General features: G+C 72.1%; 22 protein-coding genes. 15 read left to right on the top strand and 7 right to left on the bottom strand.

The annotated features are described in order from the left end of the window. Window positions 1-18: 18 nt before the first annotated feature. Entirely contained in the window at window positions 19-1,461 is a 1,443-nt protein-coding gene (locus tag ACWDD7_RS31620; RefSeq protein WP_450459917.1) for an MFS transporter, read from the bottom strand. 214 nt (window positions 1,462-1,675) lie between these two features. Further along, a complete protein-coding gene (locus ACWDD7_RS31615) occupies window positions 1,676-1,969 on the bottom strand; it encodes a heavy-metal-associated domain-containing protein (RefSeq protein ID WP_351878520.1) in 294 nt (97 codons plus the stop codon). 208 nt (window positions 1,970-2,177) lie between these two features. Between ACWDD7_RS31615 and ACWDD7_RS31610 the strand changes: the two genes are divergently transcribed. Beyond that, a complete protein-coding gene (locus ACWDD7_RS31610; protein ID WP_450459916.1) occupies window positions 2,178-2,603 on the top strand; it encodes a hypothetical protein in 426 nt (141 codons plus the stop codon). 89 nt (window positions 2,604-2,692) lie between these two features. Further along, on the top strand, window positions 2,693-4,315 hold the full coding sequence (locus ACWDD7_RS31605) for a multicopper oxidase family protein (RefSeq protein ID WP_450459915.1): 1,623 nt from the start codon (window positions 2,693-2,695) through the stop codon (window positions 4,313-4,315). A 54-nt stretch (window positions 4,316-4,369) separates the two neighbouring features. On the opposite strand, the gene icmF is transcribed toward ACWDD7_RS31605, so the two are convergent. Then, the gene (icmF, locus tag ACWDD7_RS31600; RefSeq protein ID WP_450459914.1) at window positions 4,370-7,600 is read right to left on the bottom strand and encodes a fused isobutyryl-CoA mutase/GTPase IcmF; all 3,231 of its coding nucleotides are present in this window, start codon (window positions 7,598-7,600) and stop codon (window positions 4,370-4,372) included. 283 nt (window positions 7,601-7,883) lie between these two features. Here icmF and ACWDD7_RS31595 point away from each other — a divergent pair, with 283 nt between their 5' ends. Next, on the top strand, window positions 7,884-9,032 hold the full coding sequence (locus ACWDD7_RS31595) for an acyl-CoA dehydrogenase family protein (protein ID WP_450459913.1): 1,149 nt from the start codon (window positions 7,884-7,886) through the stop codon (window positions 9,030-9,032). 44 nt (window positions 9,033-9,076) lie between these two features. Then, window positions 9,077-10,399, top strand: a complete 1,323-nt coding sequence (locus ACWDD7_RS31590; RefSeq protein ID WP_450459912.1) for a TetR/AcrR family transcriptional regulator — start codon at window positions 9,077-9,079, stop codon at window positions 10,397-10,399. A gap of 4 nt (window positions 10,400-10,403) precedes the next feature. Here ACWDD7_RS31590 and ACWDD7_RS31585 read toward each other — a convergent pair whose 3' ends face one another. Beyond that, window positions 10,404-11,696: a cytochrome P450 gene (locus ACWDD7_RS31585; RefSeq protein WP_450459911.1), complete on the bottom strand. Its 1,293-nt coding sequence runs from the start codon at window positions 11,694-11,696 to the stop codon at window positions 10,404-10,406. A gap of 43 nt (window positions 11,697-11,739) precedes the next feature. Beyond that, complete coding sequence (locus tag ACWDD7_RS31580; protein WP_351876782.1) at window positions 11,740-13,095, bottom strand: glutamine synthetase family protein; 1,356 nt, start codon at window positions 13,093-13,095, stop codon at window positions 11,740-11,742. Window positions 13,096-13,472: 377 nt separating this feature from the next. On the opposite strand from ACWDD7_RS31580, the gene ACWDD7_RS31575 reads away from it, so the two are divergent. The 10 genes from ACWDD7_RS31575 (at window position 13,473) to ACWDD7_RS31530 (ending at window position 23,595) form a co-directional block, all read left to right on the top strand. Next, the gene (locus ACWDD7_RS31575) at window positions 13,473-13,661 is read left to right on the top strand and encodes a ferredoxin (RefSeq protein ID WP_285555599.1); all 189 of its coding nucleotides are present in this window, start codon (window positions 13,473-13,475) and stop codon (window positions 13,659-13,661) included. A 3-nt stretch (window positions 13,662-13,664) separates the two neighbouring features. After that, window positions 13,665-14,873, top strand: a complete 1,209-nt coding sequence (locus ACWDD7_RS31570; protein ID WP_450459910.1) for an NAD(P)/FAD-dependent oxidoreductase — start codon at window positions 13,665-13,667, stop codon at window positions 14,871-14,873. A gap of 9 nt (window positions 14,874-14,882) precedes the next feature. Then, the gene (locus ACWDD7_RS31565) at window positions 14,883-15,689 is read left to right on the top strand and encodes an acetoacetate decarboxylase family protein (protein WP_392213939.1); all 807 of its coding nucleotides are present in this window, start codon (window positions 14,883-14,885) and stop codon (window positions 15,687-15,689) included. Window positions 15,690-15,724: 35 nt separating this feature from the next. Further along, a complete protein-coding gene (locus tag ACWDD7_RS31560) occupies window positions 15,725-17,188 on the top strand; it encodes an aldehyde dehydrogenase (RefSeq protein ID WP_450459909.1) in 1,464 nt (487 codons plus the stop codon). Further along, window positions 17,181-18,095 (top strand): 3,4-dihydroxyphenylacetate 2,3-dioxygenase, encoded by a 915-nt coding sequence (locus ACWDD7_RS31555; RefSeq protein WP_450459908.1) that lies wholly within the window; start codon window positions 17,181-17,183, stop codon window positions 18,093-18,095. Before ACWDD7_RS31560 ends, ACWDD7_RS31555 begins: the two co-directional genes overlap by 8 nt. A 13-nt stretch (window positions 18,096-18,108) precedes the next feature. Beyond that, window positions 18,109-18,954 (top strand): fumarylacetoacetate hydrolase family protein, encoded by an 846-nt coding sequence (locus ACWDD7_RS31550; RefSeq protein ID WP_450459907.1) that lies wholly within the window; start codon window positions 18,109-18,111, stop codon window positions 18,952-18,954. 28 nt (window positions 18,955-18,982) lie between these two features. Beyond that, window positions 18,983-19,588 carry a TetR/AcrR family transcriptional regulator gene (locus tag ACWDD7_RS31545; RefSeq protein ID WP_351876788.1) on the top strand — a complete coding sequence of 202 codons (606 nt, stop codon included), beginning with the start codon at window positions 18,983-18,985 and terminating at the stop codon, window positions 19,586-19,588. Between the two features lie 193 nt (window positions 19,589-19,781). Continuing rightward, a complete protein-coding gene (locus ACWDD7_RS31540; RefSeq protein ID WP_450459906.1) occupies window positions 19,782-21,242 on the top strand; it encodes an APC family permease in 1,461 nt (486 codons plus the stop codon). A 122-nt stretch (window positions 21,243-21,364) separates the two neighbouring features. Next, window positions 21,365-22,855 (top strand): aldehyde dehydrogenase, encoded by a 1,491-nt coding sequence (locus ACWDD7_RS31535; RefSeq protein WP_450459905.1) that lies wholly within the window; start codon window positions 21,365-21,367, stop codon window positions 22,853-22,855. Further along, the gene (locus ACWDD7_RS31530) at window positions 22,852-23,595 is read left to right on the top strand and encodes a gamma-glutamyl-gamma-aminobutyrate hydrolase family protein (RefSeq protein WP_450459904.1); all 744 of its coding nucleotides are present in this window, start codon (window positions 22,852-22,854) and stop codon (window positions 23,593-23,595) included. The genes ACWDD7_RS31535 and ACWDD7_RS31530 overlap by 4 nt, the downstream gene beginning before the upstream one ends. 29 nt (window positions 23,596-23,624) lie before the next feature. Here ACWDD7_RS31530 and ACWDD7_RS31525 read toward each other — a convergent pair whose 3' ends face one another. Beyond that, window positions 23,625-24,197, bottom strand: a complete 573-nt coding sequence (locus tag ACWDD7_RS31525; protein WP_450459903.1) for a MarR family winged helix-turn-helix transcriptional regulator — start codon at window positions 24,195-24,197, stop codon at window positions 23,625-23,627. Between the two features lie 105 nt (window positions 24,198-24,302). Then, window positions 24,303-24,677 (bottom strand): MerR family transcriptional regulator, encoded by a 375-nt coding sequence (locus ACWDD7_RS31520; protein ID WP_351876793.1) that lies wholly within the window; start codon window positions 24,675-24,677, stop codon window positions 24,303-24,305. Between the two features lie 117 nt (window positions 24,678-24,794). Between ACWDD7_RS31520 and ACWDD7_RS31515 the strand changes: the two genes are divergently transcribed. Continuing rightward, a complete protein-coding gene (locus ACWDD7_RS31515; RefSeq protein ID WP_450459902.1) occupies window positions 24,795-25,673 on the top strand; it encodes an NADP-dependent oxidoreductase in 879 nt (292 codons plus the stop codon). Window positions 25,674-25,720 lie beyond the last annotated feature (47 nt).

Genomic DNA, 25,720 nt, shown 5'->3' with positions numbered 1-25,720 from the left:
CGCCATGAGACGTGCCCGTCAGACACCGGCCCGTTCGCCGGACGCCTCCTGTGCCGCGCCCGCCTGCGGCGCCGCCGCCTTGTCGCCGCGCATGGCGAGCAGGGTGACCAGACCACCGACGGCGGCGATCGCGGCGGCCCAGACGAAGGCCGCGCTGAAACCGTCGGTCAGTGCGGGCAGGTCGCCGAGCCTGCCCGCGCCCTCGGAGGTGGCCACGGCGGTCAGCGCCGCGAGGCCCAGGGCGGAACCCACCTGGTAGGTGGTGTTGACGATGCCGGACGCCAGACCCGCCTGCTCCTGCGGGGCGCCGGACATCGCGGCCATCATCGCGGGGATGTAGGCGAGCGACATGCCGAGGGCCGCGACCAGCGACGCGGGCAGGACGTCGACCACGAAGGTGCCCGTGGGCTGCACCTGGGCCAGCCACACCAGACCCGCGGCGAGGACCAGCAGGCCGCCGCCGATCAACGGCTTGGCGCCGAACTTCGCCAGCAGCCGGGCGGTGATGGCCGTCATGAAGATCATCAGGAGCACGGTCATCGGCAGCAGCGCGGCACCGGAGGCGAACGCCCCGTAGCCCAGGACCTGCTGGAGGTACAGGTTGAGGAAGTACCACATCGGGATCCACGCGGCGCCGAGCAGCGCCATCGCCAGGTTCGCCGAGCCCAGGCGCGGGACCCGCCAGATGCCGAGCGGCATCAGCGGCTCGCGCACCGTCTTCTGGATGACGAAGAACAGGACGAGCAGGGCGACCGCGCCGACCAGTTCCAGCACGGTGCCGGTCGAGGACCAGCCGACCTCGGGGGCGCGGACGACGGCGAACACCGCGAGCGCGAGACCGGCCGTGACGGAGATCGCGCCGAGCACGTCCACGCCGCCGCCGCGCCGGCCGCCGACGGCCGGCAGCAGCTTGGTGGCCGCGAGCGTGCCGAGGCCGATCGGGATGTAGATGATGAACACCCACGGCCAGCTCAGCCACTGCGTGAACACACCGCCCATGAAGACACCGGCCGTGCCGCCCGCGGGCGCCGCGGCACCGTAGAGCGCCATGGCCTTGCCCAGTTCCTTGGGGTCGTGGGCGAAGAGCATCATGAGCAGGGTCATCGCCGAGGGCGCGATCAGCGCGCCGCCCACGCCCTGGACCGCACGGCCGACGACCTCCACGGACGCGCTCTGCGCGGCCGCGGCCACGATCGAGCCCGCGACCAGCACGCTCCAGCCGGTGATGAACACCTTGCGGGCGCCGAGCAGGTCGGACAGCCGGCCGCCGAGCAGCAGCAGACCGCCGAAGGCGATGACATACGCGTTGAAGACCCACTGCAACTCGCCCTGCGAGAAGCCGAGGTCCTTCTGCATCTCGGGAAGCGCCACCCCGATGATCGACGTGTCCATGATGACCATGAACTGGGCGGCGGCGAGCACGACCAGTGCCCACCAGCGCCGGGGATTGACCGCTGACATGACTCCACCCTTCTTGCTGTATACCCCTGGGGGGTACCTGTGCGGTGCACCGTAGCATACCCATGGGGGGTATGTAAGGGCGTGAAGTCGAGGAGAGTGCACGGGAGTTGAGCCGCAGGGCCGAGGGGGCATTGAAAAGGCGAAGACCCCTCCGTCCCGTGAGGAACGCAGGGGTCTTCGCCCGGGGGTGCGCCGCGCCCGCCGGCGCGGAGCCTCAGATCTGGCCGACGAGCTCGTAGCCCGCCTCGTCCACGGCGGCGCGGACGGCTTCCTCGTCGAGCGGGGCGGCGGAGGTCACGGTGACCTCGCCGGTGTCGGCGACGGCGGTGACCGCGGTGACGCCGTCCAGGGTGGAGACCTCCTTGGAGATGGCGGACTCGCAGTGGCCGCAGGTCATGCCGGAGACCTTGTACACGGTGGTGACGCCGCTGCCGTGGACCTGCACGTCGGTCGCCGCGCCGGTGCCGCAGGAGCCGCAGCAGGAGCCGGAGTTCGTCTGTTCGGTCATGGCTTCTTCCTCGGGTGTGAGCATGGTTCGGTCCGCGGAAGGGCGGTCGCCCGGCCTCCCGACGAGATGAACGATATACCCCCCAGGGGTACTTAGTCATCCGATCGTCTTCCCGGGGCCGAGTGGACGGTCTACCCCTAGGGGGTATAGTGACGTGCCTGGAAGGGTGTGGCGGACGAGGCGTGTGCCGGAAAGGGGTCGACGACAGGTGACGTACCGGCGGATCGGTTCCCACCGCGGCGCGGCGCGCCGGTCGTGGGCCGCCGTCCTGGCGCTGCTCGCCGCCTTCGTCGTCCTGGTCCACCACGACATGGGCGCGGTCCCCGCCGCACCCGCGACCGCCATGAGCGCGATGCCCGGGATGGGGCACGCCGCGCACGGCAGGACAGGGCCGGACATGGCCGCCCTGACCTCGGCCATGGACCACGACGCCGGCGGCGCCTGCTCCGGCGCCGACATGCAGCACTGCACCTCCGCCGCCGTCGGCTCACCCCAGTGGCTCGTGCCGCCGACCGTGCGGACCCCCGCCGTCCCCGGCGCTCCCGGCCACGGCGTCCTCGCCGGGCGCGGCCTTCCGGGCCACCCGCACCGCGCGCCGCCGGACCTCTCCGTCCTCTCCCGACTGCTGATCTAGGCCGCTTTCCCGCGGCCCGTTCCCCCGGACACGGTGGGGCGATGCCGCATGCGCGCAGGTCGACCGCATCGTGAGAAGAGGCATCGCACATGAACAGCATCAACCGACGCTCCGCCCTGCTGGCCGGTCTCGCCGTCGCGGGAGGAGGAGCGCTCGCCGCGTGCGGCGGCTCCGGCTCCACGCCGGCCCTGGTGAGCCCCGGCAGCAAGGTGGTCGCGACCACCGACAAGAAGCGCAAGGGCACCGGCAAGGTGCGCAACGTCACCCTGACCGCGGCGCCCACCATGCTCGACCTCGGCGGCAAGGTGATGGCGAAGAGCTGGGCCTACGGAGGCCGGACCCCGGGCAAGGAGATCCGGCTGTCCGCCGGTGACACCCTCGCCGCCGAACTCTCCAACCAGTTGCCGGACCGGACCACGACGTCCATCCACTGGCACGGCATCGCCCTGCGCGCCGACATGGACGGCGTGCCCCCGGCCACCCAGAGCGCCGTCCGCGCCGGCCGCAACTTCACCTACCGCTTCCTCGCCGACACCCCCGGCACCTACTTCTTCCACCCGCACGTCGGTGTCCAGCTCGACCGGGGACTGCACGCCCCGCTGATCGTGGAGGACCCGAGGGAACCGCTGTCGTACGACGACGAGTGGGTCGTCGTCCTGGACGACTGGGTCGACGGTGTCACCGGCACCCCCGACCAGGTCCTCGCCGAGCTGGGCCATGGCATGGGCGGCATGGACATGGGCGGATCGGGGCACGGCGGCTCGTCCGGCCACGACATGGGGGACATGGGCGGGATGGACATGGGGGACATGGGCGGCACGGACACGAGCGGCGGTGACTCGGGCAAGGGGGGCGAGTCGTCGTCCGGCTCGATGAAGTTCATGCTCATGGGCGCGCGCAGCAGTCTGCTCGGCGGCGACGCAGGCGACGTCAAGTACCCGTACCACCTGGTCAACGGGCGGGTCCCGGCCGACCCCGACGTCTACACCGGCAAGCCCGGCAGGCGGGTGCGGCTGCGCGTCGTCAACGCCGGCGGCGACACGGCGTACCGCGTCGCGCTCGGCGGCCACAAGCTGACCATCACCCACACCGACGGCTTCCCGGTCGCCCACCAGGAGGTGGACGCGCTGCTGGTGGGCATGGGGGAGCGGTACGACGTCCTCGTCACGCTCGCCGACGGGGTCTTCCCGCTGGTCGCCGTCGCCGAGGGCAAGAACGCCAGCGGCATGGCGCTGGTGCGCACCGGCTCCGGCACCGCGCCGAAGCCGACCGTCCGCCCGAAGGAACTGGACGGCATGATCATGAACGCCGCCGGGCTGAGGGCGGCCGACGACGTCCGCCTGGCGACGAAGAAGACCGACCGGGTCCACCGGATCGAACTGACCGGCGGCATGGCCAGGTACGACTGGGGCATCAACGGCAAGCGCTTCGACATGAAGCACCCCACCGCGCACCCGGTCCTGGTCGAACAGGGCGAGCGGGTCCGGCTGGACTTCGTCAACAAGACGGACATGTGGCACCCGATGCACCTGCACGGCCACACCTACCAGCTCGGCACCGGCGGCCCGCGCAAGGACACCACCATCGTGCTGCCCGGCCGCACGGTGTCCGTGTACTTCGACGCGGACAACCCCGGCCAGTGGATGCTGCACTGCCACAACGCCTACCACGGCGAGGCGGGGATGATGGCGCTGCTCGCCTACCAGGCGTGACGGCGCGAGGGGGGTGCGGGCCGCTCGGCGCCCGCACCCCCCTCGCCCCGTGCGTCAGACGTTGCGCCGGTACTGGCCGCCCACCTCGAAGAACGCCTCGGTGATCTGCTGGAGGGTGCAGACCCGCGCGGCGTCCATGAGCACCGTGAAGACGTTGTCGCCGTCGACCGCCGCCGCCTTGAGGGCGGTCAGCGCGGCGTGCGCCTCCTGCTGGTGCCGGGACTGGAAGTCCCGCACACGCTCCAGCTGGGAGCGCTTCTCCTGCTCGGTGGCGCGGGCCAGCTCGATGGCGCCCGGCTCGGCGCCCTCCGCGTGCGGGTTGCGGAAGGTGTTGACACCGATGATGGGCAGCGAGCCGTCGTGCTTGCGCTGCTCGTAGAGCATCGACTCGTCCTGGATGCGGCCGCGCTGGTAACCGGTCTCCATCGCGCCGAGCACGCCGCCGCGCTCGCTGATCCGCTCGAACTCCAGCAGCACGGCTTCCTCGACCAGGTCGGTCAGCTCGTCGATGATGAACGAGCCCTGGAGCGGGTTCTCGTTCATCGCGAGGCCCCACTCGCGGTTGATGATCAGCTGGATGGCCAGGGCCCGGCGGACGGATTCCTCGGTCGGGGTGGTCACGGCCTCGTCGTAGGCGTTGGTGTGCAGGCTGTTGCAGTTGTCGTAGATCGCGATGAGCGCCTGCAGCGTGGTGCGGATGTCGTTGAAGTCCATCTCCTGGGCGTGCAGGGAGCGGCCCGAGGTCTGGACGTGGTACTTGAGCTTCTGCGAGCGCTCGCCCGCGCCGTACTTCCGCTTCATCGCGACCGCCCAGATGCGGCGGGCGACCCGGCCGAGCACCGAGTACTCGGGGTCCATGCCGTTGGAGAAGAAGAACGACAGGTTGGGCGCGAAGTCGTCCACGTCCATGCCGCGCGCCAGGTACGCCTCCACGTAGGTGAAGCCGTTGGCGAGGGTGAAGGCCAGCTGGCTGATCGGGTTCGCGCCCGCCTCGGCGATGTGGTAGCCGGAGATGGACACCGAGTAGAAGTTGCGGACCTTGTGCGCGATGAACCACTCCTGGATGTCGGCCATCATCCGCAGCGAGAACTCGGTGGAGAACAGGCAGGTGTTCTGCCCCTGGTCCTCCTTGAGGATGTCGGCCTGCACGGTGCCGCGCACGCTCGCCAGCGCGTCGGCCCGCAGCCCGGCCGCCTCCTCGGCCGAGGGGTCGCGGCCCTCGGCGGCGCGGAACCGCTCGATCTGCTGGTCGATCGCCGTGTTGAGGAAGAACGCCAGCACGGTGGGCGCCGGGCCGTTGATCGTCATCGAGACCGAGGTCGTCGGCGCGGTCAGGTCGAAGCCGTCGTACAGCGCCTTCATGTCGTCGAGGTGCGCGACCGAGACGCCGGAGGTGCCGACCTTGCCGTAGATGTCGGGGCGCTCGCCCGGGTCGCGGCCGTAGAGGGTGACCGAGTCGAAGGCGGTGGACAGCCGGGTGGCGGGCTGGCCCTCCGACAGGAGCTTGAAGCGCCGGTTGGTGCGGAACGGGTCGCCCTCGCCGGCGAACATCCGCGCCGGGTCCTCGCCGTCGCGCTTGAAGGGGAACACCCCGGCGGTGAACGGGAAGTAGCCCGGCAGGTTCTCCCGCCGCCAGAACCGCACCAGTTCACCGTGGTCGGTGAACCGGGGCAGCGCCACCCGGGGGACCCTGTTGCCCGACAGCGACTCGCGGGTCAGCTTGGTGCGGATCTCCCGGTCGCGGATCTTCACGACCTGCTCGTCGCCGGAGTACGACGCCACGACGGCGGGCCAGTTCTCCAGCTGCTCGGTGACCTCGTGCGGCAGCTGCCTGCGGGCGTCCGTGAGCAGGGCGTCCACGTTGTCCGCGTCCGAACCGGCCGCGGTGAGTTCGCCCTTGACCGCGTCCAGCCGCTGCACCCGCCGCGCCGCCTCCGCCAGCGCCTCGGTCTCGGCGTGGTACGCGCGGACCGTCTCGGTGATCTCGGCGAGGTAGCGCACCCGGTCGGCCGGCACCACCTGGCGGATGCCGGAGGAGTGGCGCACGGAGACGGGCGCGAGGGTGCCCTCCCGCAGACGCAGCCCCTTCTCGTCGAGGGCCGACTTCAGGTGCTGGAAGAGCGCGGTGACCCCGTCGTCGTGGAAGGTCGCGGCCGAGGTGCCGTACACCGGCATGTCCTCGGGCCTCTTGTCGAACGCCTCGCGGTTGCGCACCAGCTGGCGGCTCACGTCGCGCAGCGCGTCCTTGGCGCCGCGCCGCTCGAACTTGTTGACCGCGACCACGTCGGCGAAGTCGAGCATGTCGATCTTCTCCAGCTGGGAGGCGGCGCCGAACTCCGGCGTCATCACGTACAGGGAGGTGTCGACGAACGGCACGATCGCCGCGTCGCCCTGGCCGATGCCCGGGGTCTCCACGATCACCAGGTCGTACCCGGCGGCCTTGACCACGTCGAGCACCTCGGTGAGGTGCTCGGGAAGCTCATGGCTGCCGCGCGTGGCGAGGCTGCGGAAGAAGACCCGGTTCCCGTCCAGGGAGTTCATCCGGATGCGGTCGCCGAGCAGCGCGCCGCCGCCGCGTCGGCGGGTCGGGTCGACCGCGATCACCGCGATGCGCAGCTTGTCCTGCTGGTCCACGCGGAAGCGGCGCACCAGCTCGTCGGTCAGCGACGACTTGCCGGAGCCGCCGGTGCCGGTGATGCCGAGGACGGGCACCACCCGTGCCGCCGCCGCGTCCCGCAGCCGCGCGAGGAACTCCGGGGACAGCTTGCCGAGCTCGGCGCCCGTGATGGCGCGGGCGGTGGCGAACCGGTCGCCCGCGAGCACGGCGTCGACGTCCGCGGGCTTGCCCTCCCACAGGTCGAAGTCGCAGTCCCGCACCACCGAGTTGATCATCCCGGCGAGGCCCATCCGCTGACCGTCCTCGGGCGAGAAGATGGTCACCCCGTGCGTGCGCAGCCGGGTGATCTCCTCGGGCACGATCACGCCGCCCCCGCCGCCGACCACCCGGATGTGCTCCGCGCCCCGCTCGCGCAGCGACTCGACCAGGTACTCGAAGTACTCGACATGGCCGCCCTGGTACGAGGAGACGGCCACGCCGTGCGCGTCCTCCTCCAGTGCCGCGTTCACGACCTCCTGAACCGATCGGTTGTGCCCGAGGTGGATCACTTCGGCACCCTGGGACTGGAAGATCCGCCGCATGATGTTGATCGACGCGTCGTGCCCGTCGAACAGAGCGGATGCGGTGACCAGGCGTACGGGGTGCACGGGGGAGTGCAGTTCGCTCATCGGGGGCCTTCCGGGACAGGTCGGGGGACGCTGATCAGAGAAATACTAGGACGTCCTAGTAAAAGGCAGTAGTCGGACTCGATGTGACCAGCGGCACAGTCGAAGGAGCGGCTTTGTGAACCGGGATCAGAATGCGGGCCGGGCGCCTCGTACCACCCCACCCCGCCTCACCCGCCGCCACTTCACCACTTCCACCTCAAGTGAATCCCGAGTAGTCTCCGCTGGCGCATTCGGCCATACGGCGGCACCACCGCGGTTCTCGATCCCTCTGAGAAAGCTGATCATGAAGCGAACCCTTTTCGAAGCCGAGCACGAGGACTACCGCGAGAGCGTGCGGGCCTTCGTCGCCAAGCACGTCATGCCGCACTACGCGGACTGGGACAAGGCGGGCATCGTGCCCCGCGAGCTGTTCACCGGTCTGGGTGCCCTCGGCGCGCTCGGCATCGCCGTGCCCGAGGAGTTCGGCGGCGCGGGGATCCAGGACTTCCGCTACAACACGATCCTGCACGAGGAGGGCGCCCGGGTGGGGGCCATCCCGGCGATCCTCGGGCCCACCCTGCACGCGGACGTGTGCCTGCCCTACTTCCTCGACCAGACCAACGACGAGCAGAAGGCGCGCTGGCTCCCCGGCATCGCCTCCGGTGAGCTGATCACGGCGGTCGCCATGACCGAGCCCGGCACCGGTTCCGACCTGTCCGGCATCCGCACCAAGGCCGTCCGGGACGGCGACCACTACGTCATCGACGGCGCGAAGACGTTCATCACCAACGGCATCAACGCCGACCTGGTCGTCGTCGCCGTCCGCACCGGCGAGCACCCGCACCGGGGGCTCAGCCTGATCGTCGTGGAGCGCGGCACCCCGGGCTTCGAGCGCGGACGGAAGCTGGAGAAGGTCGGCCTGCACGCCCAGGACACCGCGGAACTGGTCTTCACCGGGGCGCGCGTGCCGGCGGCCAACCTGCTCGGCGAGGAGGGCGAGGGCTTCTTCGCCCTGACGCGCAATCTCGCGCAGGAGCGGATGTCGGTCGCGATCGCCGGTCTGGCCCAGGCGGCGGCCGCCTTCGAGTGGACCGTCGAGTACGTCCGTGAGCGCAAGGCGTTCGGCAAGCCGATCGGCACCCTCCAGGTGATCCGGCACCGGCTCGCCGAGCTGTCCACCGAGATCGAGGTGGCCCAGCACTACCTCGACCGCTGCGTACTGGCCCTGAACTCGGGCGAGTTGACGGTCGTCGACGCCGCGAAGGCCAAGTGGTGGTGCACCGAACTCCAGGGCCGGGTCATGGACGCCTGTGTCCAGTTGCACGGCGGGTACGGCTACATGCTGGAGTACCCGATCGCGCGGGCCTGGCAGGACAGTAGGGTGAGCCGGATCTACGCGGGCACGACCGAGATCATGAAGGAGATCATCGGCCGTTCGCTGGAACTCGGCTAGGTCGCCGGTCCAGAGGGAGTCGGCTCGCCTGTCTGGAGGTGACGGTGAGGGTCGGGACCGGGACGGAGACGGCGGGCGTCCGTGCGGGAGTCGCGGAGGCCGCGGAGGCGATCGGCCGTTCAGGGGCGGCGGAAGCCGGTACGGCTCCCGCGGAACCCGGTGCGGCTCCCGCGGGGCCCGCCGCGCGGCCGGTTCCCCCGCTCGTGCGGGCCACGCGTCCGCGCAACCGCCGGGAGCTGATCATCGCCGCCGCGCGGGAGCTGTTCTCCCGCGACGGCTACGCCAACGCGGCGATGAGCGACATCGCGGCGGCCGTGGGCATCGGCCCCTCGGCCCTCTACCGGCACTTCGGGAGCAAGCAGGAGCTGCTGCACGCCGTCGTCGCCGAGGCGCTCGACTCCTGCCTGGCCGGGCTCTACCCGGCCGGTCCGGGCGAACTCGACGTCCTGGTGCGGGACTTCGCGGCGTCCGCGCTGGCCCGGCGCGAGCTGGGCGTGCTGTGGCAGCGCGAGGCCCGGCACCTGCCCGCCGAGCAGTACGCGGAGCTCGCCCGCCGGCTGCACGCGGCCCGGCGCACCCTCGCCGGGCAACTCACCGCCGCCCGGCCGAACCTGGACCCGGCCCACACCGAGCTGCTGTCCTGGGGCACGCTCGGTGTGGCGGCCGGCCTCGCCTACCAGCACGTGGAACTCGCCACGCCGGACCTCGTGGCGTGTCTGATGCGCCGCGTCGCCACGGCGGCCCCGCCCCGCCTCGGCGAACCCCGACTCGACGCACCCGGGGGCCGGTTGCGGCACCGCTCGCGCCGGGAGGCCCTGCTCGCCGCCGCGACCGAACTGTTCGCCGAGCGCGGCTACGCCTCCGTCAGCCTGGAGGACACCGGCGCGGCCGTCGGGATCGCCGGGCAGAGCATCTACCACCACTTCGCCAGCAAGCACGAGCTCCTCGCCACCGCCGTGCACCGCGGCGTCGAACGGCTCTGGGTCGACCTGGCCGAGGTGCTCGCCTCGGCCCAGGACCACGCCGGTGCGCTCCGGCGCCTGGTGTGGCGCTACACCCGCAACGCGCTGGTCTCCCGGCACCTGGTGACGGTGATCGCCACCGAGGCCGAGCACCTCCAGGAGGCGGACCGGCTGCGCACCCGGCAGTTCCAGCGCGACTACATCGCGGAGTGGCTGCACCTGCTGCACGCGGTCCATCCGGCCATGGGCCCGTCCGAGGCCCGCGTCCGGGTGCAGACCGTCCTGACCGTCGTCAACGACGTCGCCCGCACCCCCCGGCTCGCCACCCGGCCCGGGATAGACCGGGCGCTGCACCAACTGGGGTGCGAACTGCTGGAGTTGCCGGAGGGGCCGGTCCCGGAGTGACGCCTCAGGCCAGGGTCACCTCCACCGGGAGCCGCTTGATGCCGTTGACGAAGTTGGAGCGCACCCGCGGCACGTCCCCGGCGAGCCGGATGCCCGCGAGGCGCGGGATCAGCTCCTCGAACATGATGCGGATCTCGGTGCGCGCCAGCAGATTGCCGAGGCACAGGTGCGGGCTGCCCTTGCCGAAGGTGATGTGGTCGTTGTTCCGCCGGGCGACGTCGAAGTCGTAGGGATTGCCGAAGACCTCCTCGTCGCGGTTGCCGGAGGCGAACCACATGACGACCTTGTCGCCCTCCCTGATCCGCTTGCCGCCGAGTTCGACGTCGCGGATCGCGGTGCGGCGGAAGTGGTAGACGGGGGAGGCCCAGCGCAGGAACTCCTCCACCGCCGTCGGGATGAGGGACGGGTCCTCCTGGAGGCGGGCGAGCTGCTCGGGGTGCTGGAGGAGGGCCAGCATGGAGTGGCTGATGGTGTGGCGGGTCGTCTCGTTGCCGGCCACGACCAGCAGCAGGAAGTAGTTGTCGAAGTCCTGTGCGGACAGCGGCACTCCGTCGCGCGGGGTCTCGTTGACCAGCCGGGAGATCAGGTCGGTGCCGTCGCCGCCCTTGCGCTGCCGGGCCAGCTCGCGGCCGTAGGCGAACACTTCGAGCGAGGCGGGGGAGCGGAAGGGCAGATCGCGGTACTTCTCGCTCTCCTCGCTGTGCAGGAGCACGTCCGCGTAGTCGGGGTCGGTGTTGCCGATGATGCGGTTGCCCCAGTCGATGAGCTGCTGGTTGTCCTCCGGCGGCACGTCCAGCAGCCGCGCGAGCACGTTGATGGGGAAGTCGGCGGACACGTCCTTGACGAAGTCGAAGGTGCCCTTGGCGAGGGCCGCGTCCAGGGTGGTGGCGGTCAGACCGCGCAGGAAGTCGGCGTAGCCGTTGATGACGCTCGCGCCGAACTGCCGTTGCAGCAGGCTGCGCAGGGCGCGGTGGCGGACGCCGTCCAGCTCCAGGATGGAGGCGCGCTTCTTGATCTGGTCCTCGTCGACCTCTTCGAGATTGACGAACTTCATGGAGGTGAAGGTCTCCGCGTCCCGGTCCACGCGGGCGATGTCGGCGTGCCGGGTGACGGACCAGAAACCGGAGTTGGGGGCCTCCTCGGGCTGCCAGTGCACCGGGTCCTCGTGGCGCAGGGTGTGGAACATGCGCCACGGGGTCACGCCGTCGGTGAAGTTGTCCAGGTTCGCGAGATCGACGTCGGCGAGCGGCAGGGGTTCGCGCACGGCCTCGGGCACGGACAGGGCGGGGATGGTCATGGGCGGTGGGCTCCTCGGCGGCAGGGGTGGTGGGCGTACTCGGTCACAGGTGGTAGGCGTACTCGGTGAACTCCCAGTCGGTGACGTGCCGGTGGAAGCGCGCGACCTCGTCGCGCTTGTAGCAGAGGTAGGAAGCGGTGAAGTCCTTGCCGAGCACCTCGGCCAGTGCCGCGTCCGCCTCCAGGGCGTCCAGCGCGGCGGGCAGGGTGGTCGGCAGCATGGGGGACCTGGCGGTGTCGTAGCCGTAGCCCTCCAGCGGCGCGGGCGGCTCCTCGCCGGCCAGCACGCCCAGCAGCGCGGCGGCGAGCGTGCCCGCGATCAGCAGATACGGGTTGGCGCTCGCGTCGCCGAGGCGCAGTTCGAAGCGGGCGCCGGAGCCGCGCTCGGGCGGGACGCGGACCATGGCGCTGCGGTTGTCCAGGCCCCAGTCGATCAGCCAGGGCGCGAGGGTGTCCGGACCGAACCGCTTGTACGAGTTGACGGTCGGGTTGGCCAGGGCCGCGAGGGCGGGGGCGTGGGCGAGGACGCCGGCCAGGGCGTGGCGTGCGGTGGCGGACAGGCCGTAGGGGCCGGACGGGTCGTCGAAGACATTGCCGCCCCCCTCGTCCGCGCAGGACAGATGGAGGTGGAAGCCCGACCCGCCCGCGTCGTTGAAGGGCTTGGCCATGAAGGTGGCCAGGCGGTTCTCCGTGCGGGCCAGCTCCTTGACCGCCGCCTTGAAGCGGAAGGCGCGGTCGGCGGCGGCCAGGGCGTCACCGTGGGTCAGATTGATCTCGAACTGCGAACCGTCGAACTCGTGGTTGCCGCTGCTGACCCCGATGTCCATGCCGTGCAGCAGGCGCAGGGTGCGCAACAGGTGGTTGTCGCCGTCGGCCCGCAGCCCCGCGGTGTAGACGACACCCTGGGCGTCGCTGTAGCGGCGCCAGCCGGCCGGGCTGTCCGGGGCGCTCTCGCACAGGAAGTACTCCAGCTCCGGGCCCACCACCGGGCGCAGTCCGTGTTCGTGGCAGCGCTCGACCACGGCGCGCAGCAGGTCGCGGGGGGACTCGGGCGCGGGCGCTCCGGTGGCCGGGTCGGTGACGTCGCCGAGGCAGGCGGCGACCCCTGGTTCCCAGGGCAGGGCGGTCAGGGTGTCGAGGTCGGGGCGCACGCAGATGTCGGGCAGACCGGCGTCCAGCCCGCCGGCGACCGGCACCACGTCGCCCTGCGGGCTGGTGTGGTAGACGGCGCGGCAGAACGCGAGGCCGTGCTCGCAGGCGGAGGGCAGGTGGTCCAGCAGGACGTCCCGGGCCCGTTCGGTGCCGATGAGGTCGGGATAGGTCACCCGGACCACGTCGATGCCCTCGGCGGCCAGCCGCTCCATATGGCGGCGGACGGGTGGGGTGTCGGATGCGCTCACCGGTGTCTCCTCAAGGGGAAGGGGGCGCCTCCCAGGGCTCAGGGCGCTGGGACGGAGAGGGGGAGGGAACGGCGGCGCACCGCGGGAGGCGCGGCGGACCCGTCGTTCGTTTGGTGCCAAACGGTAGGGACGCCCGTCACTTTCCCGCAAGGGTTCTGCCGCAGAAATTTATCCACCTGGATAGCTATTGACCAGGGGCCCGCCCGTTCCTATGTTGTTTGACGCCAAACGAGTTGGGGGTGCGGACGCACACCACGGCCGTCGTGCCGTGGTCGCCGCACCCCTTTGGCCGGGGCCCGGACCTCGCCGTCCGGGCCCCACTTCCTCTCCGCCTCCCTTTCTTTCCGACGCTCCCCCCAGCACCAGGAGGACCGGCCATGAAGGTCGTCGTCGACATGAACCAGTGCCAGGACCACGGTCAGTGCGTCTTCGCCGCGCCCGACGTCTTCCGCTTCGACGACGACGGTCACCTGGCCTACGTCCCCGACCCCGACGAATCCCTGCGCGAGCAGGTCGAGGAGGCCGCCGACGTCTGCCCGCTCCAGGCCATCCGGATCGAGGCCTGAGCCATGAGCGCGACCGTCGTCGTGGCCGGTGCCTCCCTGGCCGGCCTGCGCGCCGCCGAGCAGTTGCGCGCCGCCGGCTGGGACGGGCCGATCACCCTGGTGGGGGACGAGCCCCATATGCCGTACAACCGGCCGCCGCTGTCCAAGGAGGTCCTGGTCGGCAAGGCCCCCTTCGAGTCGCTCGCCTTCCGGCCCCGCGCCGGCGTCGCCGACGTGGCCTGGCGCCTGGGCACCAAGGTCGTCGCGGCCGATCTCGACCGGCGCGTCGTACGACTCGACAGCGGTGAGACCCTGCCGTACGGCGGGCTCGTCGTGGCCACCGGGATGCGGCCGCGGCGGCTGCGCTGCCCCGGACCGCTCACCGGCCGGCACACCGTGCGCACCCTGGACGACGCCCGGGGGCTGCGCGCGGCGCTGACCCGGCCGGGCGCGCGGGTGGTCGTGGTGGGCGCCGGGTTCATCGGCTGCGAGGTGGCCGCCACCGCCGTGGCCCTCGGCGCCGCCGAGGTGACCGTGGTCGACCCGCTGCCGCTGCCCATGGTCGGACCGCTCGGCGAGCTGCTGGCCACGGCACTGCTGAAGCGCCATGAACAGCGCGGCGTACGCTTCGCGCTCGGCACCGGGGTGACCGCCTTCGAGGGCGGCGACCGGGTCACCGGGGTCGTCCTGTCCGACGGCGGGGTGCTCCCCGCCGACGTGGTGGTGGAGTCGGTCGGCTCCGTCGCCAACACCGAGTGGCTCGACGGCAACGGTCTCGACCTCGGCGACGGCGTCCTGACCGATGCGCACCTGCGGGCCGGCGGACGTCCCGACGTGGTCGCCGTCGGCGACGTGGCCCGCTTCCCCAACGCCCGCTACGACGGCGTGCCCCGGCGCGTCGAGCACTGGTCGATCCCCACGGACACCGCCAAGCACGCCGCCCGGGTCCTCGCCGCCCGCCTCACCGGCGGCGACGCCGGACTCGCGCCGTTCGCGCCCCTGCCGACCTTCTGGAGCGACCAGCACGACTTCAGGCTCCAGTCCTTCGGCGCCCCCGCCCTCGGCCGGGACGACGTGCGCGTCCTGGACGGCGACCCGGACGGCGACGTCCTCGCCGGCTACCACGCGGACGGCCGCCTGGTCGGGGTCGTCGCCCTCGGCGGCCAGGCCGCCGCGACCGCGGCCGCCCGGTACCGGGCCCAACTCCTCCAGCAACCCGCCCTCACCGCGTAAGGAACGTCCGTGACCAGTGTCCGTGGATTCCTCCACCCCAAGACGGCGACCGGCGCCTCCTCGCTGATCCCCTCCCCGCCCTGGCGCTACTCCGGCGACCTGCTCACCGTCGAGTACCGCACCGATCCCGCACGGGTGCGCGAACTGCTCCCCGAACCCCTGGAGCTGGCCGACGAGGACCCCGGCGCGGTCGCGCTGATCTGGGCCGACTGGCAGTCCTGCGGCACCTTTGGGGAGGAACTGCTCGACCCGGTGCGCGCCCAGTACAAGGAAGCGTTCGCGGTCGTGCGCTGCATGTACCGGGGACGGACCTACACACGGTGTGTGTACATCTGGGTGGACAAGGACTTCGCCATCGCCCGGGGGCTGCACCAGGGCTACCCCAAGAAGTTCGGTTCCATCCACCAGACCCGCCCGCACCCCTACGGGCCCGCGCCGCGCATCGAGGCCGGAGCGCGCTTCGGGGCGACCCTCGCCGCGGCCGACCGGCGTCTCGCGCAGGCCGTCGTCACCCTGCGGGAGCCCTCGGAGACCAACGGCTTCGTCAACTCCCACCCCATGGCCCACCACCGGTGGCTGCCGGCCATCGAGAAGGGCAAGGGCCTCGCCCTGGACGAGCTGGTCGAGGCCGGCGCGGCCGCCTTCGAGGGCGGCCAGGCGTGGGTGGGAGAGGCGGAGCTGGAGCTTTTCGAGTCGCCCACCGAGGAGTTGGCCCGGCTGGAGATCCGTGAGCCGATCGCCGCGTACTACCGGCAGGTGGGGGTGGTCTGGGACGGCGGACGCCTGCTGGAGTCCGGCACCTCCGGTGCCGAGTGAGCCCGCACCCGAACGACCCCGAGGAGCCCCACGCCATGAGCACCCCCTTCGTCACCGTCGCCGGCGTCGCCGTGGACACCCGGCACTGGATCGGCGGCGAACGCGTCGCCTCCGCCGGGACCTTCACCGACACCTCGCCCATCGACGGCGCGGTCATCGGTGAGATCGCCCGCGGCACCGGGGCGGAGGCCGCCGCGGCCGTCGCCGCCGCCAAGGCCGCCTTCCCCGGATGGGCCGCCACACCACGCGCCGAGCGGGCCCGCGTCCTGCACGCCATCGCCGACGGCGTCGAGAAGCGGCTGGAGGAGCTGGCCGTCGTGGAGACCACCGACAACGGCGCCCTGCTGCGCTCCCACCGGCGCGGCGTCATGCCCCGGGTCGCCCACAACTTCCGTTTCTTCGCCGACTGGTTGCTGCGACTGGACCACGAGGACTTCGAGACCCGCGGCCACACCAACCACGTCAGCTGGGACCCGGCGGGCCCCTGCGTGCTGATCACGCCGTGGAACGCGCCCCTGATGCTGGCCACCTGGAAGGTCGCCCCGGCCCTCGCGGCCGGTGACACCGTCGTGCTCAAGCCCGCCGAGTGGTCCCCGCTGACCGCCTCCCTGCTCGCCGACATCGCCGCCGAGGCCGGCCTGCCCGCCGGTGTCCTCAACGTCGTCCAGGGCTACGGCTCCGAGATCGGCGACGTCCTCACCTCGCACCCCGACGTGCGCCGTATCAGCTTCACCGGCTCGGTGCCCACCGCGCAGCGCATCGCCGCGTCCGCCGCCGCCCGACTGACGCCGCTGAGCCTGGAGCTGGGCGGCAAGTCCCCGCTGCTGGTGTTCGCGGACGCCGACCTGGACCTCGCCGTGGACCTCGCGGTCGAGCAGTACGACAACGCGGGCCAGGTCTGCCTGGCGGGCACCCGGCTGCTGGTCGAGGAGACGGTCGCGGCGGAGTTCACGAAGCGCTTCGTGGACAAGGCGGCCCGGCTGGAGCAGGGCGACCCCCGCGACGAGGCCACCGACATCGGACCCATCATCCACCCGCGCCAGCTGGAGAAGATCGACGGCTTCGTCCGGCGCGCCCTCGCCGCCGGGGCCCGCGCGGTCCTCGGCGGACACCGGCGGGAGGGCCAGTACTACGCGCCCACCCTGCTCACCGGTGTCGCGCAGGACTCGGAGATCGTGCAGGAGGAGGTCTTCGGACCGGTCCTCACCCTCCAGACCTTCGCCGACGAGGACGAGGCGGTGCGCCTGGCCAACGACACCCGGTTCGGGCTCGCGGCCACCGTCGTCACCGGCGACCCCGCGCGCGCCGAACGCGTCACCGCGCGGCTGGTGGCCGGCACCGTCTGGGTCAACTGCTTCTTCGTCCGCGACCTCCAGGCCCCCTTCGGCGGCTCCCGCCAGTCCGGCGTCGGTCGCGAGGGCGGCACGTGGAGCTTCGACTTCTACTGCGACCTGAAGAACACCGTCACCGCACCGAGGGGATGGCAGGACCATGGGTGAGATCGTCGGGGCCGGGCTGCTCGCCCACGTCCCCACCATCGTGCTCCCGGAGGAGACCCGCAGGGAGCTGAACGAGGGCAAGGAGATCACCCTCGTCACCGGCCTCCGGCAGCTGCGCGAGGAGGTCTTCGAGCGCGACGACTACGACACCGTCGTCGTCCTCGACTCGCACTGGGCCACCACCGTCGAGTTCGTCGTCACCGCGCAGGACCGCAGGGCGGGCCTGTTCACCTCCGAGGAACTGCCGCGCGGCATGAGCCGGATGCCGTTCGACTTCCCCGGCGACCCCGAACTCGCGCACAACATCGCGAGGTTCGCCGACCGGCACGGCACCTGGATCACCGCCATCGACGACGCGTACCTGCCGGTCTACTACGCCACCATCAACCTCTGGAAGTTCCTCGGCGAGGGGCTGCCGGACAAGCGGTGGGTGACCATCGGGGTCTGCCAGACCGGCGACATGGAGGACCATCTGCGCCTCGGCCGCGCGTTGGCCGACGGCATCGCCGCCACGCCCGGCCGCCGGGTGCTGCTGATCGCCTCCGGCGCCCTCTCGCACACCTTCTGGCCGCTGCGCGAGCTGCGCGACCACGAGGCCAGCGACCCGGCGCACATCTTCACGCCCGAGGCGCGCGAGGCCGACCTGGAGCGGATCGACTGGTTCAAGGAGGGCCGCCACGACAAGGTCCTCGACACGATGGACGAGTTCTGGAAGTTCAGGCCCGAGGCGCGGTTCTTCCACTACCTGATGATGGCCGGCGCCCTCGGCGAACACGCCTGCACCGCCAGGGCCCGCCAGTACGGCGTGTACGAGAACTCGATCGGCACCGGACAGGTGCACCTCTGGTTCGACCGCCCGGCCGACGGCTGGACCGGCGCCGCCCCCGCCACCCCGCACAGCCTCTGAGGAGCAGACCGACATGCCCGAGTACCGCCGCATCCTCCTCGACGGCGCGACCGTCCAGGTCACCGTCGACGGGGACGAACTGGTCGCCGGTGACGGCCGCCGCGTCAGGACCGAGGAGGCCCGGCACCTGCCCCCGGTCGTCCCCTCGAAGGTGATCGCCGTCCACCTCAACCACCGCAGCCGGGTCGAGGAGTTCCGGATCGGCCTCCCCGACACCCCGACCTACTTCCACAAGCCGACCTCGGCCCTGAACGCCCACCGGGGCGCCGTCGTGCGGCCCGAGGGCTGCAAGTGGCTCAACTACGAGGGCGAGGTCGCCATCGTCATCGGCCGGACGGCACGCAACATCGCCCCGGACGAGGCGGGGGAGTACATCGCCGGGTACACGGTCGCCAACGACTACGGACTGCACGACTTCCGCGACACGGACGCGGGCTCCATGCTCCGGGTCAAGGGCTCCGACACCCTCTGCCCGCTCGGGCCCGGCCTGGTCACGGACTGGGACTTCCGCGGCAAGAGCCTGAAGACCTACGTCAACGGCGAGGTGGTCCAGGACGGTTCGACCGACGAGATGACGTGGGACATGCACTACCTCGTCGCCGACATCGCCCGCACCATCACCCTGTACCCGGGCGACGTCCTGCTCTCCGGCACCCCGGCCAACTCCCGCCCCGTCCGGCCCGGGGACGTCGTGGAGGTCGAGGTCGAGGGCCTCGGCAGGCTCACCAACCACATCGTCATGGGACCGGTGCCGATCCGCGGCGACGTCGGTGCCCAGCCCACCGAGTCCGAGGAGGTGCTGTCCACCGCGCTCGGCGGCGACTGGGAGTTCCGTGGCATCAGGCCGCCGAAGCGGTGAGCGCGGCGGCGCCGGTAGGGTCGGGACCATGACCGACTCCGCCCCGCACCCCGGTGAGCGCCCCACCCGCAAGCGCGTGAACCACTACGGGACGGGCCGGGTGGCCCTGCTGGACGCCGCCGTGCGCGTGGTCGCCCGCGGCGGGCTGCGCAAGCTCACCTACCGGGCCGTGGCGGAGGAGGCCGGGGTCACCCACGGCCTGGTCGTGCACCACTTCGGTTCGCGCGACGCGCTGATCGAGGAGGCCGTCACCCACGCCATCCGCGCCTCCCTGCACAGCAGCGCCCTCGACATCGGAACCGGCCGGGCGGCCGACTTCGCCGGCGGTCTGCCCGACATGGTCGACTCCGGGCCCGAACTCCAGGCGTTCCAGTACGAGTTGCTGCTGGAGGCCCGGCGCCGGCCGGAGCTCCTCGCGCATCTGCGCGCCCTGTACGAGGAGTACTTCGAGGCCAGCGCGCGGGAGCTGGACCGGATTCTGCCGGGGACGGTGAGCCGCGGCCTGTCCCGGCTGGTCTTCGCCGCGCTGGAGGGCCTGGTGCTGCACCAGCTCGTCTTCGGCGAGCGGGAGGTCACCGAGGAGGCCCTCGGGGAGCTGAGGGCCCTGCTGGAGCGGCTGGCGGCCGAGGGCTGACGACCCGCGCGCAGGCCCCTCGGCGGGGCCCCGCGGTCACGGCGCCGTGCCTTCGGTCACGGCGCCGTAAGGATTCGGCGCAGGGCGGGATTCCCTGCTCCCACCCCCTTGTCAAACGGATAGTTCGGCCCCACGATGAGGCAACTCGTTTGGCCTGAAACGATCCTTTCCTCTTCTCTGGCAGGTGATCCGAGTGGACAGTCAGACGGCCTCCGCCCCGCGGACCGTGCAGGACGCCCCCACCGCAGCCACGCTCAAGCCCAACGCCCTCGGCGTCCTGGGCATCCTCTTCTTCGTCCTGTCCGGTCAGGCCCCGCTGACGGGCATCGCCGGCGCGGCCCCGATCTCGGTCGCCATCGGCGACGGATCCGGCACCCCGGCCGCCTATGTGCTGGCCGGTGCCGTGATCCTCCTCTTCTCCGTCGGCTTCGTCGCGATGGGGCGGCACGTCGTGGACGCCGGCGCCTTCTACACCTATATCGGCACCGGGCTCGGCCGGACGGCCGGGGCCGGCAGCGCGAGCGTCGCCCTCTTCGCGTACTGCGTGATCCAGGCGGCCATGTACGGCCTGTACGGCTCCATCGTCAGCTCGCTCGTCGCCGACCACACCGGGATCCACCTCTCCTGGTGGGTCTACACCCTGGTCACCATGGCCGTCGTCCAGGCGCTGGGCGCCGCGGGCATCGAGATGGGCGCCCGCGTCCTGGCCGTGTTCGTGCTCGCCGAGTTCAGCATCCTGCTGGTGTTCAGCCTGGTCACCCTGGCCAAGGGCGGCGGCCCCGAGGGGCTGGGCGTGGCGAGCAGCTTCTCCCCGTCGGCCGCCCTCCAGGGCGCACCGGGCGTCGCCATCATGTTCGCCGTGGCGTCGATGTTCGGCTTCGAGGCCACCGCCATCTACGGCGAGGAGGCGAAGGAGCCCAAGAAGACGGTGCCCCGGGCCACCTATCTGTCGGTCATCGTCGTCACCGGCTTCTTCGCGTTGGTCTCCTGGATGCTGATCTCCGCGTACGGCGCCTCCAAGGCACCGGGCGCGGCCTCCCGCGCGCTGGCGCACGGCGACTCCGCCGGTTTCGTCTTCGCGCCCATCGCCGCCCAGTTCGGCGGCTGGGCCGGCGAGGTGCTGCCGGTCCTTCTCGCCACCTCCCTGTTCGCCGGCATCCTGACCTTCCACAACTCCGCGAACCGCTATCTCTTCTCCCTCGGCCGGGACCGGCAGCTGCCCGTCGCCCTGTGCCGCATCAACGGGCGGCACGCCCCCTGGGCCGCGGGCTGTGTCCAGACCGTGATCGCGGTCCTGCTCGTCGTGCCGTTCGCGCTGGCCGGCAAGGACCCGGTGCTCACCCTCTTCTCGTGGTTCAGCGGGCTCGCCGTCCTCGCGATGATGCTGCTCTACCTGCTGACCTCGGTGTCGGTCGTCGTCTTCTTCCGCCGCCGGCGCGTGGACACCCGCCTGTGGCACACCCTGCTCGCCCCCGTGCTCGGCGCCATCGGCCTCGCGGGCGCGAGCTGGCTGATCCTGGCCAACTTCACCACCCTCATCGGCGGCGAGGTGAGCACCGCGGTCTGGCTGGTGGCCTCCGTGCCCGTGGTGCTGGCACTGGGCGTGGCCAACGAGCGGATGCGGCGGCGACGCCCGGCACCCGACCTGCTCTGATTCCGCGGGCCACCCACCCCGCGCCGAATTCCCCGGGCCGCCCGACCGCACCCACCGACCCGCGGCGGGCGGCCCCCCTCCCCGGACCGGAGGACCGTACGACCCATGACCTGGAGGACCGCATGACCGTATCCACGCACGACGACTGGCTCCGCCGGGCCAAGGAGTTCAGGCCGCCGAGCGCCCATCTGATCGACGGCGCCGAGGAGCCCGGCGGCGGCAGCACGTTCGCGGTCGTGTCGCCCCGCGACGGCCGGGTGCTGACCGAGGCCGCCGACGGCGGCGCGGCCGAGATCGACGCCGCCGTGGCCGCCGCGCGCCGCGCCTTCGACCACGGCCCCTGGCCGCGCCTCGCCCCCGCCGACCGCGGCCGGACCCTGGTGCGCCTCGCCGACCTCCTCGACGCGCACCGGGCCGAACTGGCCCTGACCGTCAGCCTGGAGATGGGCAAGCCCGTCGGCGAGGCGTACGACATCGAGCTGCGCGCCGTGACCAGTACGTTCCGCTGGTACGGGCAGCTCGCCGACAAACTCACCGACGAGTCCCCGCACACCGCGCCCGACGCGCTGGCCCTGGTCACCCGCGAGCCGGCCGGTGTCGTCGGAGCCGTCGTGCCGTGGAACTTCCCGCTGACGCTGGCCGGCTGGAAGATCGCGCCCGCGCTGGCCGCCGGCTGCACGGTCGTCCTCAAGCCCTCGGAGAACTCACCCCTGTCGGCACTGCTGCTCGGCCGGCTCGCCCTGGAGGCAGGGCTGCCGCCGGGCGTGCTCAATGTCGTCAACGGCGACGGACCCGTGGCCGGCCGCGCCCTCGGCCTGCACCCGGACGTCGACGTCCTCGCCTTCACCGGCTCCACCGCCGTGGGCCGCCACTTCCTGCGCTACTCGGCCGACTCCAACCTCAAGCGGGTCTGGCTGGAACTCGGCGGCAAATCCCCCAACATCGTCCTGCCGGACGCCCCCGACCTGGACAAGGCCGCCGCCACCGCCGCCTGGGGCATCTTCTTCAACCAGGGCGAGATGTGCACCGCGCCCTCCCGGCTGCTGGTCCACTCCTCGATCGCCGAACAGGTCACCGAGGCGGTCGTGGCGCGGGCCCGTGCCCTGCGGGTGGGCGACCCGCTCGACCCCGCGACCGAGATGGGCGCCCTCGTCGGCGAGGCCCATCTGACCCGCGTGCTCGGCCATGTCGGCGCCGCGGCCGAGGACGGTGCCCGGCTGCGCACCGGCGGCTCGCGCACCCTCACCGAGACCGGCGGCGTCTACCTCGAACCGACCGTCTTCGACCGGGTCGCCCCCGACAGCCGGCTCGCCCGCGAAGAGGTGTTCGGGCCCGTGCTGTCCGTCCTCGCCTTCGACGACGTGGACGAGGCCGTGGCCCTCGCCAACGCCACCGAGTACGGCCTGGCCGCCGGCCTGTGGACCTCCGACCTGTCCACCGCGCACCGGGTGTCCCGCGCGCTCAAGGCCGGGACGGTGTGGGTCAACTGCTACGAGGAGGGCGATCTGACCGTGCCCTTCGGCGGCATGAAGCAGTCCGGCAACGGACGCGACAAGTCCGTCCACGCCCTGGAGAAGTACACCGAACTGAAGACCACCTGGATCCAGTTGTGACCCACCGACCCCTGATCGCCGTACCCGCCCGCTTCTCCGCCACCACCTCGGCCCTGCGGCACGCCGCCGAGGTCAACGCGCGCGCCCTGATCGAGGCGGTGTGGCGGGCCGGCGGCGAGCCCGCCACCCTCCACCCGCACGCCCCCGGCGGCACGGCGGACCCCGCCGAGGTGGCCGCCCGCCTCGCCCGCTTCGACGGCCTGCTGCTCCCCGGCGGCGGGGACCTCGCCCCCCACCGCTACGGCGCCGCCCACACCCATGCGGCCGTCTACGACGTGGAAGACGAACAGGACGCCTTCGACCTGGAACTCGCCCGCCAGGCCCTCGCCGGCGGGCTGCCGCTCCTCGCCGTCTGCCGGGGGCTCCAGGTGGTGAACACGGTCCTGGGCGGCACGCTCCACCAGGACATGGGCGGCCCCGGGCGCGACCACCGCCACCTCAGGCACCCCGTCTCCCTCGCCCCCGGTTCGGCGCTGGCACGGATCACCGGGGCCGACAAGGCGGAGGCGTCCTGCTATCACCACCAGCACCTGGACCGGCTGGGGGAGGGGCTGACCGCCACCGCGCGAGCGGCGGACGGGACGGTGGAGGGAGTCGAACTCACCGCACACGACGGGCTGTTCGTCGGCGTGCAGTGGCACCCCGAGGACACGGCGGCACAGGACCCGGCCCAGCAGCGGCTGTTCGGCGCGCTGGTGGAGGCGGCGCGCGAGTGGTCGTACCGGCGGACGGCCGGATAGAGCAGGCCCGGCGGGCGGCGGTCCCGGGGCTACTTCCCGGCCCGTCGCCCGCTGCGGCGCGGCGTGGGCGGTTCGCCGTTCAGCAGCGACCTGCGCCGCTCCTCGCCCTGCTCCTCGACCTGGAGGACCACCTGGCGCAGGCCGTCCGCGAGGGTGCGGCACTCCGCGTCGCTGAGGCGGGCGGTGACGAAGGCCTCCTCCTCGTTGAACGCGGGGAAGACCCGGCGCATGAAGTCCTCGCCCTCCTCGGTGAGGGACAGCAGGACGAGCCGGCCGTCGGTGGGATGCCCGGCGCGGCGCAGCAGACCGCGCGACTCCAGCGTCCGGGCCACCCCGGTCAGGGTGCCCTTGGAGATCCCCGCCTCCTCGGCCACGTGCCGGGTCTCCGACTCGCCCCACACCCAGACGACCCACAGCACCACGAAGGCGGTCCAGGTCAGGTCGGAGCCGCGCAGCACGGAGTTCTCCAGGTGCTGGCGGACGGCCGAGGCGGCCCGGTAGATGTTGGCCACGGCGGCCATCTGCTCCCGGCGCAGGGCGATACCGCCGAGCTTCGCCTCCGCGAGCTTCTCCGCCTCGCTGATGGACCGCTCGCTGGGCACGGTCGCTCCCTCACCTCGTGTTCGGGACCGCGGGCTCGGTGCGGCCCGCGATCGTTCGGCACCGAATTGTACGGGCGGGACGGCTCGCCACCGCCCGTTTCAGGTCTACCGGGAGCCCGCCGCCACCGGCCGCGGACCCGCCTCGATGACGCTGTCCAGCATGCCGCGCGACGCCTGGAGATCGTCGATCGCGCGGCTGATCCGCTCCCGCTCCCGGCGCAGCTCCGCGACCAGGTCCGGACAGACCGGCACCAGCCGGTCGTCCTCCTCGCGGACACACGGCAGCACCCTCGCGATGGTCTCCGTGGTGAGCCCGGCGGCGATCAGGGTGCGGATACGGCGGACCGTCTCGACGTCCTGCTCGCCATAGACGCGGTAGCCGCTGGGCAGGCGTTCCGGTGCCAGCAGGCCCTGCTCCTCGTAGTAGCGCAGCAGCCGCTCGCTGACCCCGGTGCGCCGCACCATCTCGCCGATCCGCATGGCGGCCTCCCCGGCTTGACTCTCACACTGATGTCAGACTCTAGCGTGAACTCCGATGCGGGACCACAGCGGTCGCCGCGGGCCGTAACACGGCCGGGAACGTGAGGAGTTGTCGCCATGCGCGCAGTACAGATCGATGTCCACGGCGGGCCCGAGGTGCTCACCGTACGGGAGGTCGACGACCCGGAGCCGGGCGTCGGCGAGGTGCTGGTGCGGACCGTCGCGAGCAGCCTGAACCCGGTGGACTGGAAGACCCGGGCCTGGGACGTGGGCCCCGCCCTGCCGAGGACGCTCGGCTGGGACCTGGCCGGGATCGTCGTGGCGAGCCGGTCGCCGCAGTTCGCGGTCGGCGACCGGGTGATCGCCATGTCCGCGCAGCTGGCCACCGGCCTGGGCACCTGGGCCGAACTGGTCCGCCTGCCGGAGCGACTCCTCGCACACGCCCCCGTGACGCTCACCCTGGCGCAGGCCGCGACACTGCCGCTCGCCGGGACCACGGCGGTGCAGGCCCTCGCGGCACTGCGTCCGGGGAGCCGCACCCGTCTGCTGGTCACCGGGGCGGCGGGCGCGGTGGGCGGGCTCGCGGTCCAACTGGCCCGGCAGGTCGGCGCGGCGGTCGACGGACTGGTCTCCCGGCCGGAACACATCGAGGTCGTCAGGGAGTTCGGCGCCACGTCCGTGACGCACTCCGTCGCGGAGCTGCCCACGGGGGCGTACGACGCGGTGCTCGACACCGCGGGCGTCGACGTCTCCCCGGCGCTCGCCGACGGCGGGCTGTACGTCTCGGTCTCCGACGAGCCGCTGCCCGACGTGCGGGGCGCCGCCAAGAGCTACGTCCAGGAGAGCGGCAAGGACCTCGCGGAGCTGGTGGGCCTGGTCGACGCGGGACAGCTGAAGGTGCGGGTGGCCGCGTACCACCCGGTCACCGAGGTGCGCGCGGCCCATGAACGCTTCGAGGCGGGCGGTCTGTCGGGCAAGGTCGTGCTGCTGTTCTGAGCCCGGACGGTGGCCGGAATCGCTCTGGCCCCGACGGGTGTGTCGCG

The organism is Streptomyces sp. NPDC001056, assembly GCF_053598955.1.
The sequence above is the reverse complement of the archived record's forward strand: the minus strand, read 5'-3'. Positions and strand labels throughout refer to the sequence as shown.

Coding starts and splice junctions, on each gene's coding strand:
- ACWDD7_RS31605 (WP_450459915.1), top strand. CDS start 2,693: ATGAACAGCATCAACCGACGCTCCGCCCTGCTGGCCGGTCTCGCCGTC.
- ACWDD7_RS31620 (WP_450459917.1), bottom strand. CDS start 1,461: ATGTCAGCGGTCAATCCCCGGCGCTGGTGGGCACTGGTCGTGCTCGCC.
- ACWDD7_RS31515 (WP_450459902.1), top strand. CDS start 24,795: ATGCGCGCAGTACAGATCGATGTCCACGGCGGGCCCGAGGTGCTCACC.
- ACWDD7_RS31570 (WP_450459910.1), top strand. CDS start 13,665: ATGAGCGCGACCGTCGTCGTGGCCGGTGCCTCCCTGGCCGGCCTGCGC.
- ACWDD7_RS31615 (WP_351878520.1), bottom strand. CDS start 1,969: ATGACCGAACAGACGAACTCCGGCTCCTGCTGCGGCTCCTGCGGCACC.
- ACWDD7_RS31555 (WP_450459908.1), top strand. CDS start 17,181: ATGGGTGAGATCGTCGGGGCCGGGCTGCTCGCCCACGTCCCCACCATC.
- icmF (WP_450459914.1), bottom strand. CDS start 7,600: ATGAGCGAACTGCACTCCCCCGTGCACCCCGTACGCCTGGTCACCGCA.
- ACWDD7_RS31595 (WP_450459913.1), top strand. CDS start 7,884: ATGAAGCGAACCCTTTTCGAAGCCGAGCACGAGGACTACCGCGAGAGC.
- ACWDD7_RS31545 (WP_351876788.1), top strand. CDS start 18,983: ATGACCGACTCCGCCCCGCACCCCGGTGAGCGCCCCACCCGCAAGCGC.
- ACWDD7_RS31575 (WP_285555599.1), top strand. CDS start 13,473: ATGAAGGTCGTCGTCGACATGAACCAGTGCCAGGACCACGGTCAGTGC.
- ACWDD7_RS31520 (WP_351876793.1), bottom strand. CDS start 24,677: ATGCGGATCGGCGAGATGGTGCGGCGCACCGGGGTCAGCGAGCGGCTG.
- ACWDD7_RS31585 (WP_450459911.1), bottom strand. CDS start 11,696: ATGACCATCCCCGCCCTGTCCGTGCCCGAGGCCGTGCGCGAACCCCTG.
- ACWDD7_RS31535 (WP_450459905.1), top strand. CDS start 21,365: ATGACCGTATCCACGCACGACGACTGGCTCCGCCGGGCCAAGGAGTTC.
- ACWDD7_RS31550 (WP_450459907.1), top strand. CDS start 18,109: ATGCCCGAGTACCGCCGCATCCTCCTCGACGGCGCGACCGTCCAGGTC.
- ACWDD7_RS31560 (WP_450459909.1), top strand. CDS start 15,725: ATGAGCACCCCCTTCGTCACCGTCGCCGGCGTCGCCGTGGACACCCGG.